This window comes from Streptosporangium sp. CA-135522 (genome assembly GCF_050949235.1).
GTDB lineage: Bacteria > Actinomycetota > Actinomycetes > Streptosporangiales > Streptosporangiaceae > Streptosporangium.
This window is the reverse complement of record NZ_CP192026.1, coordinates 75,926-93,628: the sequence shown is the minus strand read 5'-3', so window position 1 is coordinate 93,628 and position 17,703 is coordinate 75,926. Positions and strand designations below refer to the sequence as shown.

Sequence of the window (17,703 nt, the reverse complement as noted above, 5' to 3'; positions counted from 1 at the left end):
TTGCACTATAAAGATATGGCGCGAGCCGTACAAGACCGGGATCTCGTACGGCTCGCGTGGTCGCTCAGCGGCGGGTGAAGAGCGGCTCCCACGAGCCGGGCTTCTGGCTGTTGCCGCGGTAGCCGGTGAGCGGCACGGCCTCGCCCCCGTTCACGTCGACCAGGAGCAGCCGGTTGCGGAACTCGCTGACGGCGCAGTTGCCGGTCCCCTTGAGCTCGCACGCCCAGGCGATCACGCGGTCGTCGTCCGCCCAGGACACGAGCTGCTCGATCCAGTGCCCGCCGACCGGCTTGAGCGCGGTCACCTCACCGGTGCGCGTGTCCTTCAGGTCGACGACGGCGCTCCGGTCCCGGTTCTGCTCCGGGATCCACCGCCCGCCGGGCGACACCCCGGCCTCCTGGTAGGTGTCGGCCGCCCCGGGCGGGCCCTGCCGCGGGGTGCCGTCCGGGGCGTAGAACTTCTTGGTGCCGGGCGGGGTGCTGTTGTGCTCCCAGACCAGGCTGCCGTCCGTGCTCCAGGAGAAGTCCAGCCGGCCGCCGAACCGGTTGTTGTCATCCGGCTCCAGTGAATGGAACTCGATCCGCCCGCTGTCCAGGTCGACGACGCTGTAACCGGTCCGGTTCGCCTCCGCCGTCTCGCCCATCTGCTCCGTGACGACCTCGTCGGGGTTTCCCTCGTAGTGGGTGACCAGCAGCTTCCTCGCGTCGGGGGACCACCGCACCGCCGCCGCCGGTCGGTCCAGGTCGATCCACTGGGCCTCGCCCCCGCGCCCGGCGATCACCCCGACCCGGCGCGCCGGAATCCCCTCCAGCACCGCGACGGTCTCGCCGCCCGGCGCCACGTCCAGCCACGCCCATGGGGTGCGCAGGTAGGACCGGCCGGCCTTGTCGTAGAGGTACCAGGTCCGCTTCGTCACCTCTCGCTCGGCGGAGATCTTCTCCCTGTCCCAGACGTAGTAGGCGTAGGCGGCCGTACCGCCCGCCGCCACCAGGGTCTTCGGCGGCGCGGACTCCGGGTCGCCCGCGGTCTCCGTGGACGGGTTCGATCCGGTCAGGACGACGATGGCGGGCCGGTCGTCGTTCCCCTGCCGTCCCTGGACCAGGCCGGGGACCAGGCTGGGGACCGTGAGCGCACCCGCCACGACGGCCGCGGTCGCCCCCGCGACCACCGCGAACGCCTTGACCCTGGAACGCCGGCGCCTCCCCAGCGCCTTCGAGGCCAGATCGGCGGGGACCCGCGCCTCGCCGGACCAGTCGTGCAGAGTTCGCCTGACGGTCTCGTCGATGGTCATGCCGTGGCCTCCCCGGAGATCGTGTACGGCTCCCGCAGCTCGGGCGCGAGGTCGCGCAGCCTGACCAGGGACCGGTGGGCGGTGCTGCGGACCGTGCCGACCGAGCAGCCGAGCATGCCGGCCACCTCGGCCTCCGGCAGGTCCTCGTAGTAGCGCAGGATCAGCACGGCCCGCTGCCTGGCCGTCAGCCTGGCCAGCGCATGGCGCATGACGATCTGCAGGTCGACCCCGTGCGTGCCGTCGGCCACGGCCCGGTCGGGCGGCTGCTCGATGACGGCCTCCCGGCGCCGCCGCCACCAGGAGACCTGCTGGCGGTACATCGCCTGGCGGACGTACGCCTCGGGCGCGTCCACGCTGTGCCATCTGGTGACCGTCCTGGCGAGCGCGGACTGCAGCAGGTCCTCCGCCGCGTGCTGGTCGCCACCGGTCAGCAGGTAGGCCAGGCGCATCAGCGCGGGGGACCGCGCCGAGACGAACTCGCGGAACCGTCGCTCTTCTGCGGCGTCCACGATCACCTCCACTGTGTGGTTACGCCCTACAGACGCGCCGGAGTGGACGCCACTATGCTCCGCGAGCCGTACGAAATCGATGGAGCCGTACGAAATCGATGGGACGTCCGCGCGCCCGGACATCCCGTCCGGAGATGTCGCCCGTCCAACCGGCGCGGTAGAACGCGGCCCCGATGGCGAACCTCTCCTCCCGGGAGGGCTCGCGGGTGTGGGGATCGACCGTCAGTGCCTGCCGGAACGCCTGTCTCCGATCACCGAAGCGGGGTGGGGGCGACCAGGTCCTCCGCGTCCCGTGGGAAGCCGTTCCTTGGATAGCGTTGAGGCCATGCGGCTTCATGTTGGATGCGCGATGTGGACCCACACGTCGTGGCAGGGGCGTTTCCTGCCTCATCCACTCCCTCCCGGGGAGCGCCTGCGGTCCTATGCCACCTGGTGCAACGCGGTGGAGGGCAACACGACGTTCTACGCGACACCGGCGAGAAGCACGGTGGAGTCGTGGGCTCGGCAGACCGCTCCCACTTTCCGCTTCGTGGCCAAACTGCCCAAGTCGATCACGCACGAGCGCCGTCTCAGCGGCATCGACGAGGACCTCCGATCGTTCCTGGAGGCGATCGAGCCACTTGGGCCGCGAGCTCACGCCCTCTGGATCCAGCTGCCGGGATCGTTCGGTCCGACCGATCTCGGCACCCTGGCGGGCTTCCTTCGCCGGCTCCCTCGCTCGTACGGATACGCCGTCGAGGTCCGCCATCGCGCGTTCTTCGAGGACGAGCGATCCGAACGGCTTCTCGAAAAGGTTCTCTCCGGCGTTGATGCCGAGTGGATCCCGTTCGATACGACCGCTCTCTTCCGGAGCCCTCCGACCAGCGACGCCGAGCGAGACGCGTGGACGAAGAAACCACGTCTGCCACGCCGGTCGTCCGCTCTCACCGCTCATCCGATCGTTCGTTATCTCGGCCGGGACGCCACCGCGCACACGATCGAAGGTTGGCAGCGATGGATCGGCACGGTCACCGAGTGGCTGCGCGAAGGCCGCTCGCCGACCGTGTTCATCCACACCCCTGACAACGCCGATGCGCCGATGCTCGCCCGTCGTTTCCACGACGAGGTGCGGGCCCGGCTGCCCGAGATCGAGCCGCTGCCCGAACCCGTGCCGACCGAGCCGCTGACCCTCTTCTGAGCCCGGGACGCGAACCTCGATCGCCGAACGGTGCCCATCGCCGGCGGCGAGGCGGTAGGCGGGGGTCCGGAGGTCCTCGTCCTCGTCCTCGTCCTCGACGAGAACGGCCGTATCGCCGCCGACTACATGTTCTCCGGCGTCCGAGACGGGCCGGCCGGATCGGTCCGTCCCGAGCGGTCACCCGGGCCGGACCGTCGCGGCCACCGGGAACGGCCGCCCTCCACTGGGTTCCGCCAGCAGCCGGGAGTTCCGTCAGCAGCCATGAGTTCCGCCAGCAGCCGGCCTGACCCTGTCGGCTACCGGCGGGCGAATCGGTCGATCGCGCCGAGGATCTGATCGCGCATCTCGTTGCTGCCGGTGTGCCCCGAGTCCTCGACGATGATCAGCTCGGCGTCGGGCCAGGCGCGGGCCAGCTCCCAGGCGGTGTCGGCCGGGCCACTGAGATCGAGGCGGCCGTGGATCAGGACGCCTGGAATGCCGGCCAGCTTTCCCGCCTCGCGCAGCAGGATGCCCTCTTCCAGCCATGCGCCGTGTGCGAAGTAGTGCGCGCAGATCCGCACGAACGCCACCAGGTCGTCCGACGGCCGGTCGCTGTAGGGGTTCGGCTTGCCGTTCGGCTCCATGGAGACCACCACGTCCTCCCAGGTCGTCCAGTCGATGGCAGCCTTGGACCGCACCTCCGGGTCGGGGTGTTCCATCAGGCGCGCGTAGGCCGCGACCAGGTCGCCGCCGCGTTCGGCCTCCGGGACGCCGTCGCGAAAGCGCTCCCACTGCTCGGGGAAGAACCGGCCGACACCCCGGTAGAGCCAGTCGATCTCCGAGCGTCTGGTCGTGGTGACGGCGGGGATGACCATCTCGGTCACCCGCTCCGGGTGGCGCTCGGCGTAGGCCAGGATCAGCGTGGAGCCCCAGGAGCCGCCGTACAGCAGCCAGCGGTCGATACCCAGGTGCTCGCGCAGCCGTTCCATGTCGGACAGCAGGTGCTCGGTGGTGTTGAGGCTCATGTCGGCGGCCGGGTCGCTGGCGTGCGGCTTGCTGCGCCCGCAGTTGCGCTGGTCGAACAGCACCACCCGGTAGAGCTTCGGATCGAAGGTGCGCCGTTGACCGGGGGTGCACCCTGATCCCGGTCCACCGTGCACGACGAGCGCGGGCTTTCCCTCCGGATTGCCGCAGACCTCCCAGTAGACGAGGTTGCCGTCGCCGGTGTCGAGCATCCCGTGGTCATAGGGCTCGATCGGCGGATGGGACTCGGCCATGTCCTGGTTCTCCCTTCCTCGAAAAAACAACAGCGCTGTTACATTATGGGGGTGGATCCCCTGGTTCCGCCATTTCCGTGACGGGCACACCGCTTCCTTGACGGGCACACCGCTTCTGTGACGAGGCACACCGCGCCTGCCGTACCACCTCGGCGGATCCTCACCGGACACTGATCGACCAGCAGCGGAGTTGGCACACCATGAGGCTCTGATCGCCTGGGCGAGCGAAGATCAGCCCAGGGAGAGGAGATTCCAGCATGACCCGGTCACCGGGCTTCTTGGGTTGCGTCCACGGACGTGGTGTACGAGTTTTCCCAGCTAGATGGCGTGGCGCCGTGAAATGAGGACGGCCATCGCGTGATCCTTCGTGATTGCGAGTCAAGATCGAAGGAGAAGCAGGCGATGGCCGTGGACAACAGTGTGGAAGAGAGGTCAACCCGCTCCGCGGAATCGGAGTCCCGCCCGGCCGGCCCACGCCGACCGGTCGTCTTGACGCGTCACGTTCACTTCGTCAACCGCGGGAGCCGGGCGGCTTGATCCGCACCCTCTCTTCCTCGGAGTGGCTCTCGATGTCGTCGAGTTGCTCGCGGATCGTCTTCCGCAGGTCGTCGTAGTCCCGGAAGTGGTAGTCGTTGAACAGGGTGTAGCCGGTCCACATCAGGTTGGCGCACACCCTCGGCGGCACCTGGCCGGTCGCCGCGCCCATGCCGACCAGCGCCACCGACTCGATGCTGCCCGGCTCCTTCTCGTTCTGCATGTGGATGGCCTGGAACGCGGCGGCGCACGCCAGAGCCACGTTCAGCGTCTCGCTCACGTCCTGCACCGACTGCACCATCGTCGGCGTCGAGATCAGGAACTTCGGGTTGATCGCCCCGGACGGTACGCACACGGCACTTCCCACCGGCAGCGACCCCCCGAACTGATCGCGGATCGCCCGCTGGACGCGCAGTTGGATTCCCGCCCCGAGGTGTCGCTTGATGGCCGCATCAACCCCGCCGTCCATCCGCCCACGGGAGTTCGTCGGACTGACCCAGGCATCGACGTGCTGGTCGAGGATCGACCCCTTGCAGATCTCGATCTCGGGGGTGTCGGCGAACGCCGCCCGCCACGTCTGCACCACCTCCGCGTTGATGTCCGCCAGTACTACCTTGAGCGGCGGCTTCACGCGCTCGACGGTCATGGCTCACTCCGGTCACGGGAAGGGGTGTTTCCGACGCCTGCGAAGATATCGCTCCACACCGACAAACGGGATCTTGGCTGGAGATGTGGGAACGGTCTCCGCGCTCGCGGACGGACGGGCCTTCTGGACCTCCGATATCGCATCCGGGATCTTCAAGCGGCACAATTCCCCCACCTCGATCACCTGTGCCGTCACCTGCACGGCTCGCCAATCCAGGAGCCCACGATGCGCGACACCAACGCCCCCGCCTCGCCCGACCCGAATGACCCGCTGGCCCTCGCCGAACTCTTCAAGGACGGCGGCGAGCCGTGGCTGCCACTCTTGAAGCCGGTCATCGAGGCGCAACCGGCCGCGGCCACGTTCATCGGCCCGGCCCGCGGCCCGGGCGTCGTGCCCGTCCGGGAACTGACCTTCCAGGCGCTCAAACCCAACCCGCCACACAAGTGGAAGGTCGTCGTCTTCGGCCAGAATCCGTACCCGCGGGCCGAGAGCGCCACCGGCATCGCCATGTTCGACAACACCTTCCACGACTGGGCCGACAGCCAGTTCGGCAAGGTCATCACCATTCGCTGCATCATCAAGGCGGCGGCGATGTGGAAGCACGGCATCCCCAAGAAGACGCCGATCGCCGACATCCGCGCGCTGTTGAAGAAGCAGGACACCGTGCAGCCGCCGGAGTGGTTCCAGGCGATGCTCACACAGGGCGTGTTGTTGCTGAACGCGGCACTCACCGCCAGCGGCGATGGGGCGATGGGCACCGACCGGCACGCCGCGTTCTGGCGGCCGGTCGTCGAAAGGCTCGTCGAGGAGATCCTGAAAGCCAAGCAGAACGCCGACGAGAAGGACCGGGGCGTGGTGTTCGCGTGGTGGGGGGTTCACGCTCGCAGCCTGAAAGAGGTCGTACTCCGGCTCCAGAAGAAGTACCCCGAGGTGGAAGTCCAGCACATTGACCACCCCAACCCCGCGGCACAGGGCGATATCTTCTGCGACGGGAACCACTTCGCCGCGGTGAACACGGCGCTCAAGGCGCTTGGAGCCGACGAGATCGACTGGCTGCCCGGCAAGGGGTGGAACAAGCTCACGGCACAAGCCGGCGGGGCGGACGCGGACACGGCCGACCGCATGGGGGCGTTCATCGCCTCCACGATGGAGTTGCACAAGCTCTACCTCGAACGGCTCGCCAGCGTCAAAGACGAGGGACTGGTACTTCCCGCGATCACCGGCGTGTTCGACACCCCGCTCATGGACTTCCGTGAGGCCATCGCCCCGGTGGCCAAGCTCCTGTCGGGTCTCGACTGGCATGTGGAGCAGTCACGCCGGTTCGGCGAGAAGCAGGTGGACGGCGCAGCCGACGGCCTGTCCGCCGCCGAGGTCGCAGCCCTCTACCTCTACACCTGCGAGTCGGCGTTCTACCGGCAGATCAACGCCACCCTGCGCAACCCGGACCGCACTCAGATCGTCCCGTACCTTCCGTATCTACGACTCTTGTTCTCGGCCGTGTCGCGTCTGCCCGCCCGCAAGGAGCCGCTGTGGCGCGGGGTGTCGCTGGACCTGCGGGCGCAGTACCCGCTCGGCCGAACCGTGACGTGGTGGGGCGTGTCCTCGTGTACGTCGAAGCTCAGCGTGGCCCAGTCGTTCCTCGGCCGCCGCGGCAAGCGGACGCTCTTCGAGGTGCTTCCCGCGCGGGCTGTGGGCATTCGCGGTTTCTCCGCGTTCACCGGCGAGGAGGAGTTCATCCTCGCTCCCGGCACGCAGCTCGAGGTGACCGATGTGAAGGCCGAGCGCGGTGGCCTGTGTACCGTGACGCTGACCGAGCTGGCCGAGCAGTGCCTGGTGGCGTGAGCATCCACAGCATGATCAGGTTCTGCGATACGGCTGGGTAGTCCTTCGCCCGGCCGGTGATTCCCTCGCCCGGCCGGTGATCGCCTACGATCACCGGCCGGGCGAGGGGATCGACCGCAGGTCGGCCTCTTCGCAGGCCTGGCGTATGCACGAGGTTCTCCGTCGAGACGAAGTCCTGAGTGGAAGATGCGGCGAAGGCCCTGGCTCAAGAGCCGAGGTAGCGCAGCACCGCCAGGACTCGGCGGCTGTAACCGGTGGTGTGCAACAGCGCCAGCTTGTCGAACAGGGCATTGACGTGCTTTTCCACCGCGCTCTGTGACACGTGCAGCGACTGCGCGATCGAGGCGTTGGTCAGGCCCTGAGCCATCAGCTCCAGCACTTCCCGCTCGCGCCCGGTCAGCTGGGCGAGGGGGTCGGCGTGGCTGGTGCGCGCGAGCAGTTGCCGCACCACCTCCGGGTCGAAGGCCGCACCCCCGGCCCCCACCCGCTCCAGTGCGTCCAGGAAGTCGCCCACCTGGGCCACCCGGTCCTTGAGCAGGTAGCCGACGCCCTCGACGCTGGCGCTCATCAGCTCGGTGGCGTACTTCTTCTCCACATACTGCGATAGCACCAGCACCTTGACGGCCGGCCGGCTTCGCCTGATCTCCAGGGCCGCGCGCAGCCCCTCGTCGGTGTGCGTGGGCGGCATCCGCACGTCGACCACCACCACGTCGGGCTCCTGCTCGGCCACCGCCACGACCAGCGCGTCGGCGTCGCCCACGGCGGCGAGGACCTCGTGGCCCTCCTCGGCCAGCAGCCGTACCAGTCCCTCGCGCAGCAGGGTGGAGTCCTCGGCCAGGATCACCCGCACGCCAGCTCCGCCACGATCGTGGTCGGCCCACCGAGCGGGCTGGTCACCGTGAAGCGGCCGTCCAGCGCGGCCACCCGCCGCGCCAGCCCTGACAATCCGCCGCTCGCCGCGTCGGCCCCGCCAACGCCGTCGTCCTGTATGCACACGATGACCATTGTGTCGCGTTCGCGAACCTCGACGGTGACCGCGGTGGCGCGGGAGTGTTTGGCCGCGTTGGTCACCGCCTCGCTGACCACGAAGTACGCCGCCGTCTCCACCGTCGCAGGCAGCCGTGCGGACAGGTCGCAGACGACCTTGACCGGGACGCCTGCACGCTCGGCCACCCCGGCCAGCGCATCGGCGAGTCCAAGGGAGTCCAGCCCCGACGGGTAGACCCGCCAGGCCACCTCACGCAGCTCGACCAGCGCCTGCTGCGCCTGCTCGTGCACCTGCGCGAGCAGTTCCGGCCGCCCTCTGCGGGCGCGTCCGACCAGCATGGACAGCGCCACCAGCCGCTGCTGCAGCCCGTCGTGCAGGTCCCGCTCGATCCGGCGCCGCTCGGAGTCGACCGCTGCCAGCACCCCTGCTCGGCTCTCGGTCAACTCGGTGATCCGCCGCTGGAGCGCCTCGGTGGGGTCGGGGCCGAGCATCCGTACGGCCAGCCGCTGCTCCAGCGCGTGCACCCCCACCAGGCCCGACAGGTTCAGAAACAGCAGGACGAGACCTGCCAGGCAGGCGTAGGCGAGCAGTGGAAGGCTGGGCAGCATGCCGTCGACCGGCAGACCCCTTCCCCAGGACCACGTCAGGACGACGGCCACGCCGATGCCGATGCCGAGCAGGGCGACCACCAGGCCGCCGAGCACGCCCACCGGCGCCCTGGTCGCCAGGTAGCGCAGTTCCTGCCTGTCGGTGCGATCCGCGTGGAGTCCCAGGGCGGCGGGATCGAGGCGCAGGCGGCGGGCTTCGAGTACGGCCAGCCGCCGGGCCGCCCCCAGCACTCGCGGCTGACCGGCGAACGGCAGCGTCGTCAGGACGAAGACGAGGTCGAGCAGGGCGGTGACCGTCCCGAGGATCACCGCCCACAGCAGCCGCAGGCTCTTAGCCGCGAGCCGCATGCCGCCCCTTGCGCCGTTCGCTCAGCCTGACGCCCACGAAGACGAGCACGACCAGTAGCACCAGGGCGATCACCACGTTGGTGCCCACGCCGACGTAGGTTTCGACCAGCGACCAGTTCTCGCCCAGGACATGACCGGCCAGCACGAAGATCGCGTTCCAGATGAAGCTGCCGACCGTGGTCAGCAGCGTGAAGACGCCGAGTGGCATGCGCTCCACCCCTGCCGGAATCGAGATCAGACTGCGGAAGATCGGGATCATCCTGCCGAAGAGCACCGTCTTGCGGCCGTGCCGGAGGAACCACGCCTCGGTCTTGTCGATGTCGGAGACCTTCAGCAGCGGAATCCGGGCGGCCAGGGCCAGCGTGCGCTCGCGGCCGAGCAGCGCGCCCACCCAGTACAGCGCCAGCGCGCCCACCACCGAACCCGCCGTGGTCCACAGCAGCACGTCCAACAGGTCGATCTCGCCTCGGGCGGCGGTGAAACCGGCCAGCGGCAAGATCACCTCGCTCGGGAGGGGCGGGAAGAGATTCTCCAGCGCGATCGCAAGTCCTGCCCCCGGCGCCCCGAGGCTTTCCATCAGTCCGACCAGCCAATCTGTCATGCCATAGAAGATATGAATGGTCAGGATATGGCCGACATGAGGCGCATGGCCGTTTCAGGATGCGGAAAACCACACCTGCGGAAAACCTCAGCCATCCCCGGAGATCGGCCCCATTCCGCGGGCCTGGCGGCCGGACCTACTGTCACCGACCATGATCGGAAAGATGTTCGACGTCCGGAGACGGGTACTGGCCGGCCTGGCGGCCCTCGTCATGCTGGCCACGGTGATCATGCTGTCCGCGATGGCCGACAGCACGATGCAGCCCCTGCCGGCCACAGCGCCCAGCGGGGAGTTCAGCGCCGAGCGAGCCGTGGCCCACCTGAAGGAGTTCGCCGCCGAACCGCGGCCCGTCGGCAGCCCGGCGAGCGACCGTGCCAGGGACTACCTGGCCGGGCAGCTTCGCGCCGCAGGCCTTCAGGTCCAGGTCCAGCGGTCTGTCGGAGCGCGCCCGGCGGCAGGGCTGGCGACCTTCGGTCAGGTCGACAACATCGTGAGCCGGCTCCCCGGAACCGATTCGACCGGCACGGTGCTCATCGCCGCCCACTACGACTCCGCGGCCATGGGTCCGGGCGCCTCCGACGACGGCGCGGCGGTGGCCGCGATGGTCGAGACCGTCCGGGCGCTGCACGCGGGTGCCGGCCCGCGTAACGACATCGTGCTGCTGATGTCGGACGGCGAGGAGGACGGCGTGCTCGGCGCCGAGGCGTTCGTGCGGGAGCATCCGCTGGGCCGTAAGGGCGGTGTGCTGCTGAACTGGGAGGCCCGGGGGGTGAGCGGCCCCTCGCTGATGTTCGAGACCTCCAGGGACAACGCCCGGCTGGTCGAGACGTTCGTCAACGCCGTCCCGGCTCCGCGCGGCGACTCCTCCATGGTGGAGCTGTATCGGCTGCTGCCCAACAACACCGACTTCACCCCGCTGACCAAGGCCGGGTTCACCGGCATGAACTTCGCCTACATCGAGCGCTCCTCGCTCTATCACACCGCCGGAGACTCCATCGCCAACCTCGATCGTGGCAGCCTGCAGCACCACGGCACGAACATGCTGGCGCTGGCTCGCTCCCTGGGGAACACGGACCTTCGGACGCTGACCTCCGACCATGACGTCACCTACTTCCGCGCCCTCGGAACCATGGTCACCTACCCGGACCTGGCCGTCTGGCCGCTTGCGGTGCTGGCCGTCCTCGCGGTGGCGGGGCTGGCGCTGTTCGGCCGCGTCAGACGGCTGCTCAGCCTTCCCCGGCTGATGGTGGCGACGGCCTCGGCCGCCATGCCGCTGATCGCGTCGGCCGCCATGGCTCAGGGGCTGTGGGAACTGCTGGTGGCCTGGCGACCCGCTTACGACACGATGGGCGGGCTCCTGCACCGCCCGCAGCCGTTCCAGGCGGCGGTCGCGACCCTGTCCGCACTGGCGGTGCTCGGCTGGTATCTGCCGCTGCGCCGCAGGCTCGGCCCGGCGGCGCTGTCGGTCGGCGCGCTGACCTGGCTGGCCGGGCTGGGCGTGCTGTGCGCCCGGTTCGCCCCCGGAGCAGCCTTCCTGTTCACCCTGCCGGCGCTGATGTGCGCGCTCGGCGCGCTGGCGGCACTCCTGCTTCCCACGCCCGCCTGGGCACGGGTGGCCGTGGCGATGCTCGGTCCGATCACGGCCGCGATGGTGCTGCCCTCGCTGGCCGGGAACGCCTTCGACGGGATGGGGCTGGCCCTCGGCGGGGTGAGCGCGCTGGTGCTGGCACTGTTCGGGCTGACGCTGCTGCCGATCGTGGAACTGTTCCTGCCCGACCCCACCCCCGACCCCGGCACCGATTCCGACCCCGACCTCGGCACCCACCTCGGCACCGGCACCGGGCCGAGACGCGGCGCCATCGTCGCCGTGCCCCTGACGGCCGCCGTCCTCGCGCTGAGCCTGGTAGGGGTGGGGCTGCTCACGGACGGGTTCGACGCGGACCAGCCGCAACGCACCCACCTGGCGTACGTCATGGACGCCGACACCCACACCGCCCACTGGGTCAGCGCCGATCCCGACCCCGCCGAATGGACCAGGCGGTACGTCTCCGGCCGCGACGCGGCAGCGCTACCTTCGGGGTACGCGCGAGGCACACTGTGGACCGGCCGCGCACCCGCCATCGCAGCCGACGGCCCACGAGCCACCGTGCTGGCGCACAACGGGCACACGCTCAAGCTGCACGTGATCGCGGGAAAGGGCGCCCGTTCGGTGACGCTGCGGCTCGACCGGCCGATCACCCGGGCCACCGCGGCCGTCGGCCGGTTCGGCTCGGTGAGCGTCCCCGTCACCGGCACGCGAGCCGGCACCTGGCCGACTGAGATCCGCTTCCGCGGCATCCCCACCCAGGGAGTCCAGATCACCGTGCGAGTCGCGCAGGCGGATCGGATCCGCGTCACCGCGATCGCCGAAACCGACGGACTCTCCACGGTGCCGGGCTTCCTTCCCCGGCCTCCCGGCCTGGTCGCGGCCACCAGAGAAGACGGCGACCTCATCGCGGTCACCCGTAGCTACACCCTGACGAGCGCCTCTCAACAACGCTTGCCGGCGGGTTCCGGCAAGGTCACGCGATAAATCTTGTTATTTAGTGTTATTTAATGGTTTTGGCGTTACTTGGCAGTTCTGGTGTTATCTGGCAGTGAGGCCACGGCGGGCGATACGGGCCGGGCGCAGGCCGTCCGGCTCGATTCCCGGCGATCCGGCACCCTGGCGAACGAGGAGGGCGGCGGACATGGATTCGATGCGACGCCGTACGGGATTTCAAGATCTCCGAATGCGATTCTCGCGTCTCCCCTCCCAGGATTCCGCCAACGATGTCGCCGATTTCCTTGCCTGTCATTTTCCGTCCCCGTTGCACCACATTGAAGCGCCCCGGGAAGTGCCGCCCAGACTTCCCTCGAAGGTACGAATCTGCAGCTTGAAGGCTCGCAGCGACCGTCCGAGGCGCAGTGCCGTATATCTCTGGCGAATGTAGATAATTACATTTATGTAATGATGCGCCGGAAATGATTTTTGCCCCTGGCTGGGAGATTTCGTCTGGTGACACGATTAGTGTGAGTGATGTTCAGCGCCGCATCGGCATATCCCGGGACCCAGAATCGACGCTCGTCATCCCCGTCAACCGGGGTTCGGTCCTCACCTCAGGGAGTGATCTCTGATGCTCAAGCGTTTGCTCTTCGCCGTCACGCTGGCGGCGTCCACGCTCCTCGTCACCGGCACCGTCACCGGCACCGCGCAGGCCTCCGGGTCAGGCGTCTGCAAGTCGGCTCATCACGGCACCCCTATCTCCAATCCCAACCTGTGCAAGTGGAGAGACGACGGCTGCTACTACTGCTACGACTACAGGACCGCACGGTGGGACCAGCAGTATTGCAACGGCGGCTCCGGCGGCTAGCCACCTCGGCGACCAGCCTCGACGAACAACGGCAGCCCGGCGAAGCACTGCCTCGCCGGGCTGCCCCGCGTGCGGAGGAGCGCATCGCGGACGTGCAGCCGGTGTCCTCCTACTCCTCGGCCGGCTTCGGACCGCGCGGAACGTTGCTGAGCAAGGAGCAAGGCGCGCCATCGGCCGGCTGGTGCCGCCTCCATGTTGTTCGCCCTCGGCCCAGCCCGCGACACCGCGGCAGCGCTTCGTGGTCAGGTGCGGGGAACGGTTGTCGCAGATGATCGCGATGCGCACGTCAGCCGGATGCAGTGAGCGCAGGTAGCGGCAGAACCCCAGGGACCTGGAGCGGTGCTTGATCCGCTTGATCGCCCGTAGAGCTGATCCTTGCCCAGGTTGTAGGCGGCGAACAGGTGCCGGGCTCCGGGTGGTCGGGGGTAGGCCGCCGGGCGTAGCAACCGGACGACACGTCATAACGAGGCGAACGTTGTCTGACGCGGCAATAGCCGACTACCGCGTCACCGACACGGAGATGAACGCGAGGGCGGCGAAGAGGGTGATGACGACGCCTAAGCCGAACAGAAAGCCAGGTCCTCCGATTCCTTTCTTGCCGGGGTCGCCATGGTCGACAACGACGGTTCCGGAAATCACGTCATGCAGGCATTGGCGTTTCGAGCCGACGAATATCCACAGCGTATCGATCAGATTGATCAGCATCCCGGAGTACGGCGTTGACGCCAGGACAGGGTAGACAAGAGCACGAACCCCCGCGCGTCTTGGGCTCGGTGGTTCTCCAGTTGTGCTGGACACCACCTTCAAGCGATAGAGTCGCTTGCCGAGTGTCTGGCCCCACAGCGCGTGTTGCAGCCAGAAATAGACAGCGAACAGCACGGTGACCGCGATTTCGATCGGCCAATCGGGATTCCCCGCGTACGGATTGAGATAACTGATGAGGACCGATTCTTCGGACACCTCGGAACCTTCGGCAAGCAGCAGACGGATCGGCGAGATCGCTATATAAAAGATCAGGTTGTCGATAATGAAGGCCGCAAAACGATGACGCCTCGCAGCGAGCGTTCGCATTTCCAGGGATTGGGGGGCGGTTGCCATGCCGGTCAGTTTGCCGGATGACTTTGACGTGTGAAACCAGAGCGGCGGGAGATTATGAGGGGCGGCGCGATACCAGGGTCGGAGAGCGGGTCGGGTGCGGCGGGTGCGCGGTGCGGCTACGGCCCGGGTCACCGTCGGCCGGGACCGGCTCCCAGGCCGTACGCCCGAGCTGCGGGCGGCAGAGGACCGGGTACGGCGGCTCGGCGTGCCGCCGCTTGATGACGAGCGAATCGATCCGGAGGCCGGAAAGATCACATAGTGATCTGTTCCGTCTCAAAGGGTCTGCTCCGGAGTCCGGAGTGTGACCTGCGGCGACGAGATCGCAAAAAATCGCGTGAGACGCTCGGGGGGCATAGTCGAGGATGGTCCCCATGAACCACGTGATCGAAGCTCCCCGTGCCGACGACGCCGTGTCTCTGGGCCCGCTGCAGTTGAGGGCCTGGCTGCAGACGTATCCCTGCGAGGACGCGGGGATCGATGAGAACTGGATCCGTGAGCACCGTGGCTCTTCTGCCACAGACGAGGGAATCGCCCAGTGGCGGGAGTTCATCGAGACGGCGAGGCAGCAGCCGGATCTGCTGTTCTTCCGTGTCGTCCGCTCCGGGACGGAGATCGTCGGCTTCCTCTGCGGTCGCCGGGACGAGGTGGTCACCCTCGGGCCGATGTACCTGCTGGAGGAAGCCCAGGGCCGAGGCCTCGGAGGCCGATTGATGGATGAGTTCCTCACCTGGGCGGGGAACACACCTATGCGCCTGTGGGTCACCGACTACAACGAGCGCGCGATCCGCTTCTACCAACACTACGGATTCAAGGCCACCGGCGAGCGCGAGCTCTGGCAGGGAAAACTGCCAAACGTGCGTATGGCCCGAGACACCACCTCGGGCGACAACCTCAGCTGAGCCGGCACGGGATCAGATCACCGAAGCTGAGCCGGCACGGGATCAGATCACCGAGACGAATGATCATCGCTGCGAGTTCTGTTCAGGAAGATCAGCAGGAGGCATTCTGGACCGAGTTCGGCGGCTCGGCCACGATGAGGGCATGACGGATAACGGCTCAGCGCAGCCGCCGGCGGCGGGCGGAGGGGCAGGCTTACGCCTGAACTGGGCGGCAGTGAGTGCTCTGGCGGGTGCGGTTGCCACCGTGGTCGCGCTGGTCGCCTACCTGATGCCGCCGGCCCCGCCTCCGCAGACTCAGCCCACCCCGGCCTCGCAGTCATCGTCACCAGATCCGGTCACCACCCGGCCCGCACCGCCGACCCCGAGTCCGTCGCCTGAGTCCAGCACGCCCCAGCCACCACCAAGCCCCACGCGAGTGGTCCCGGTTCCCTCCCCACTGCTGTCAGCGGTCCGGCCCGGCGGCTGCGACGAGACGGCGACGGCGCTGACCGCATACCGCCAGAACGCCGGGACCACCCGCAGCAGCCAGGCCGCCGCGGCTCACCAGACATACCTCGACCTGATGAGCACAGTCCTCGACGCGCAAGGAGTGGTGGGGGCGACGATCAGTCGGCTGGCCGCCGAATTCCAGGAACTGAACTTCCGCTTGACCGGCATGACCAGCGGCGATCCCAACCAGGTGATCACGGATATCAACACAGACATCGCCGAGTTCAAGAGGCTGTGCGGATCCATCTGACCTGACGACACGTCACAGCCGGACTGGCGCGCGGCGGCTGCGGAGCAGCGGGGCCATTGGGTCCGTGCTGGAGCGCCGTTCCCGTATGCTCATCGCCTCCGCTAGCGCAAACCCGACATCGCGGCCGCGGCCGCTGCGGGCGGCGCACTTCGCGGTCTTCCCGATCGACATCCCGCTACGGGCGATAGCCGCCGGCTGCCGCCCCGGCGGCACCGTCCTCGACCCGTTCAGCGCAGTAGGGCGCCTGGCGGAAGGCGAAGAGCTGATGGCAGCCTCGGCCGGTGGCGTTGCTGTACTTCGCTGCTGTACACAGCCCCCGGGCCGGCGGCCCGCCCCGTCGTCCGATGGCAAGGGGACCCGTACCGCAGGGCCGCCGGGCCCGAGGAACGGAAGCCCCGCGGCAGCATGACCGTCCGCTTTTCGAGCCAGGCGGAGCAATCATCCTGTTGGCTGGGCTCCGCCCAAGGTCAGATGGCGTTGTACGGCTGCCGCGATGCGCCACCGGTGGCCGACGTCGCTGTCACCGTCGCTGTCACTGATCTTTAATTCGTGAAGTTACGACAGCTTGAGGACCAGGCCGGTCCCGGCCAGGCAACCGTCAATCAGATGCGGCCGGTACTGGATCTTCTTCAACTCGCGTTTGATCATGCGCACCAGGTGCTCCAGGCCCACGGCGGCGAGGTTGGCCAACCCACCGCGGTTCATCAGCGACCAGATGCCTTCCACCGGGTTGAGATCGGGAGCATCCTGCGGTTGAGCAGAGCCTTGAGCGCGCTGCGTTGCATGGTGCCGGTCAGGGTCTGAGCACGATCTTGCCGTGGGTGTGTCGGCGTTCGAGTTCGGTGTAGGCCTGGCGGACCTGCGTCAGCGGGTAGACGTTGGCGATCGGGACTTCGAGGTGTCCGTCGGCGATCAGGGCGGCCAGTTCGGCGAGTACCTCGGCGCCAGGTCTGGCGTTGGTTCCGGGTTCGGTCTTGACTCCGTACCTCGCGGCTGCCGCGAAGTCGGCGATGGTGTCGATCCGTTCGACTGCGACGCCGAGGGCAAGGGCCAGTTCGACGTACCCGCCGCCGTAGGTGTCGATGAAGGCATCGATACCGCTCGGTGCGGCGGCCTTGATCCGATCGGCGACGCCGTCACCGTATGCGACCGGGATCACACCGTGTGTTTGCAGCCACTCATGGTTGTGCTCGCTCGCCAGGCCGATGACCGTGGCTCCGGCACCGCGCGCGAGCTGAACGGCGAGCGAGCCGACTCCTCCGGCTGCTGCGGAGATGACGACGGTCTCCCCGCTGTCGAGTTGTACGGAATGCACTGCCCCCCACGCAGTCACTCCGGCGACGTACAGGCCGCCCGCTACCTCCCATGAGATGCTGTCCGGCTTGGGTGTGAGGTTGTCGACGTCGACCAGGACCAGCTCGGCCTGTGCTGCCCGCCGCTCGGAGAACCCGATCACCTCATCGCCGACCACGAATCGGTCGACTCCGGCGCCGACCTCGGCGACAACTCCGGCGAGGTCGCTGCCCTGCCCGGACGGAAAGGTCGAGGGAAAGATGTCGGCCATCGCGCCGGTGCGTATGGCCGCCTCGCCGGGGTTGACGCCTGCGGCCTTGACCCGCACGAGGACCTGCCCGCTCTCAGGCACTGGCCGGTCGACCTCGTCGACCCGCAACACCTCGATTCCACCGAACTCGTCGTATCTGACCGCCTTTGTCATTGTCTTGCTTCTCCTGTGGCGCGCGATGCGCGGCTGACGTCGAGAACGGGAATGGTTC

At 68.2% G+C, this 17,703-nt stretch carries 15 protein-coding genes and 1 pseudogene; 6 read left to right on the top strand and 10 right to left on the bottom strand.

Annotation, left to right across the window (positions count from 1 at the left end; all coding sequences use genetic code 11):
- Window positions 1–64 precede the first annotated feature (64 nt).
- Window positions 65–1,291, bottom strand: coding sequence for a hypothetical protein (locus ACQPYK_RS00460; protein ID WP_433248403.1), 1,227 nt, complete (start codon window positions 1,289–1,291; stop codon window positions 65–67).
- Window positions 1,288–1,800, bottom strand: a complete 513-nt coding sequence (locus ACQPYK_RS00455; RefSeq protein WP_433248401.1) for a SigE family RNA polymerase sigma factor — start codon at window positions 1,798–1,800, stop codon at window positions 1,288–1,290. The genes ACQPYK_RS00460 and ACQPYK_RS00455 overlap by 4 nt, the downstream gene beginning before the upstream one ends.
- 325 nt (window positions 1,801–2,125) lie before the next feature.
- Here ACQPYK_RS00455 and ACQPYK_RS00450 point away from each other — a divergent pair, with 325 nt between their 5' ends.
- Window positions 2,126–2,977 (top strand): DUF72 domain-containing protein, encoded by an 852-nt coding sequence (locus tag ACQPYK_RS00450; RefSeq protein ID WP_433248398.1) that lies wholly within the window; start codon window positions 2,126–2,128, stop codon window positions 2,975–2,977.
- A 296-nt stretch (window positions 2,978–3,273) separates the two neighbouring features.
- Here ACQPYK_RS00450 and pip read toward each other — a convergent pair whose 3' ends face one another.
- Both pip and ACQPYK_RS00440 read right to left on the bottom strand, forming a co-directional pair.
- Window positions 3,274–4,233, bottom strand: a complete 960-nt coding sequence (gene pip, locus ACQPYK_RS00445) for a prolyl aminopeptidase (protein WP_433248395.1) — start codon at window positions 4,231–4,233, stop codon at window positions 3,274–3,276.
- A gap of 511 nt (window positions 4,234–4,744) precedes the next feature.
- Complete coding sequence (locus tag ACQPYK_RS00440; RefSeq protein WP_433248392.1) at window positions 4,745–5,413, bottom strand: macro domain-containing protein; 669 nt, start codon at window positions 5,411–5,413, stop codon at window positions 4,745–4,747.
- Between the two features lie 225 nt (window positions 5,414–5,638).
- On the opposite strand from ACQPYK_RS00440, the gene ACQPYK_RS00435 reads away from it, so the two are divergent.
- On the top strand, window positions 5,639–7,255 hold the full coding sequence (locus ACQPYK_RS00435; RefSeq protein ID WP_433248389.1) for an ADP-ribosyltransferase domain-containing protein: 1,617 nt from the start codon (window positions 5,639–5,641) through the stop codon (window positions 7,253–7,255).
- 205 nt (window positions 7,256–7,460) lie between these two features.
- On the opposite strand, the gene ACQPYK_RS00430 is transcribed toward ACQPYK_RS00435, so the two are convergent.
- The 3 genes from ACQPYK_RS00430 to ACQPYK_RS00420 are packed head-to-tail and all read right to left on the bottom strand — an operon-like array spanning window position 7,461 to window position 9,800.
- A complete protein-coding gene (locus ACQPYK_RS00430) occupies window positions 7,461–8,105 on the bottom strand; it encodes a response regulator transcription factor (RefSeq protein WP_433248386.1) in 645 nt (214 codons plus the stop codon).
- Window positions 8,096–9,199 carry a sensor histidine kinase gene (locus tag ACQPYK_RS00425; protein WP_433248383.1) on the bottom strand — a complete coding sequence of 368 codons (1,104 nt, stop codon included), beginning with the start codon at window positions 9,197–9,199 and terminating at the stop codon, window positions 8,096–8,098. The genes ACQPYK_RS00430 and ACQPYK_RS00425 overlap by 10 nt, the downstream gene beginning before the upstream one ends.
- A complete protein-coding gene (locus ACQPYK_RS00420; RefSeq protein ID WP_433248380.1) occupies window positions 9,183–9,800 on the bottom strand; it encodes a DedA family protein in 618 nt (205 codons plus the stop codon). Before ACQPYK_RS00420 ends, ACQPYK_RS00425 begins: the two co-directional genes overlap by 17 nt.
- A gap of 163 nt (window positions 9,801–9,963) precedes the next feature.
- Between ACQPYK_RS00420 and ACQPYK_RS00415 the strand changes: the two genes are divergently transcribed.
- Together ACQPYK_RS00415 and ACQPYK_RS00410 are read left to right on the top strand one after the other, a co-directional pair.
- A complete protein-coding gene (locus ACQPYK_RS00415; RefSeq protein ID WP_433248377.1) occupies window positions 9,964–12,372 on the top strand; it encodes a M28 family peptidase in 2,409 nt (802 codons plus the stop codon).
- A gap of 583 nt (window positions 12,373–12,955) precedes the next feature.
- A complete protein-coding gene (locus ACQPYK_RS00410) occupies window positions 12,956–13,192 on the top strand; it encodes a hypothetical protein (RefSeq protein ID WP_433248374.1) in 237 nt (78 codons plus the stop codon).
- A 498-nt stretch (window positions 13,193–13,690) separates the two neighbouring features.
- On the opposite strand, the gene ACQPYK_RS00405 is transcribed toward ACQPYK_RS00410, so the two are convergent.
- Entirely contained in the window at window positions 13,691–14,290 is a 600-nt protein-coding gene (locus tag ACQPYK_RS00405; protein ID WP_433248371.1) for an RDD family protein, read from the bottom strand.
- A 371-nt stretch (window positions 14,291–14,661) separates the two neighbouring features.
- Between ACQPYK_RS00405 and ACQPYK_RS00400 the strand changes: the two genes are divergently transcribed.
- Together ACQPYK_RS00400 and ACQPYK_RS00395 are read left to right on the top strand one after the other, a co-directional pair.
- Window positions 14,662–15,189 (top strand): GNAT family N-acetyltransferase, encoded by a 528-nt coding sequence (locus ACQPYK_RS00400; protein WP_433248368.1) that lies wholly within the window; start codon window positions 14,662–14,664, stop codon window positions 15,187–15,189.
- A 415-nt stretch (window positions 15,190–15,604) separates the two neighbouring features.
- Entirely contained in the window at window positions 15,605–15,928 is a 324-nt protein-coding gene (locus tag ACQPYK_RS00395; protein ID WP_433248365.1) for a hypothetical protein, read from the top strand.
- 555 nt (window positions 15,929–16,483) lie between these two features.
- Here the strand turns inward: ACQPYK_RS00395 and ACQPYK_RS00390 are convergent.
- A pseudogene (locus ACQPYK_RS00390) lies at window positions 16,484–16,681 on the bottom strand (IS630 family transposase); the annotation flags it as partial.
- A gap of 40 nt (window positions 16,682–16,721) precedes the next feature.
- Window positions 16,722–17,645 (bottom strand): NADP-dependent oxidoreductase, encoded by a 924-nt coding sequence (locus ACQPYK_RS00385; RefSeq protein ID WP_433248362.1) that lies wholly within the window; start codon window positions 17,643–17,645, stop codon window positions 16,722–16,724.
- Window positions 17,646–17,703 lie beyond the last annotated feature (58 nt).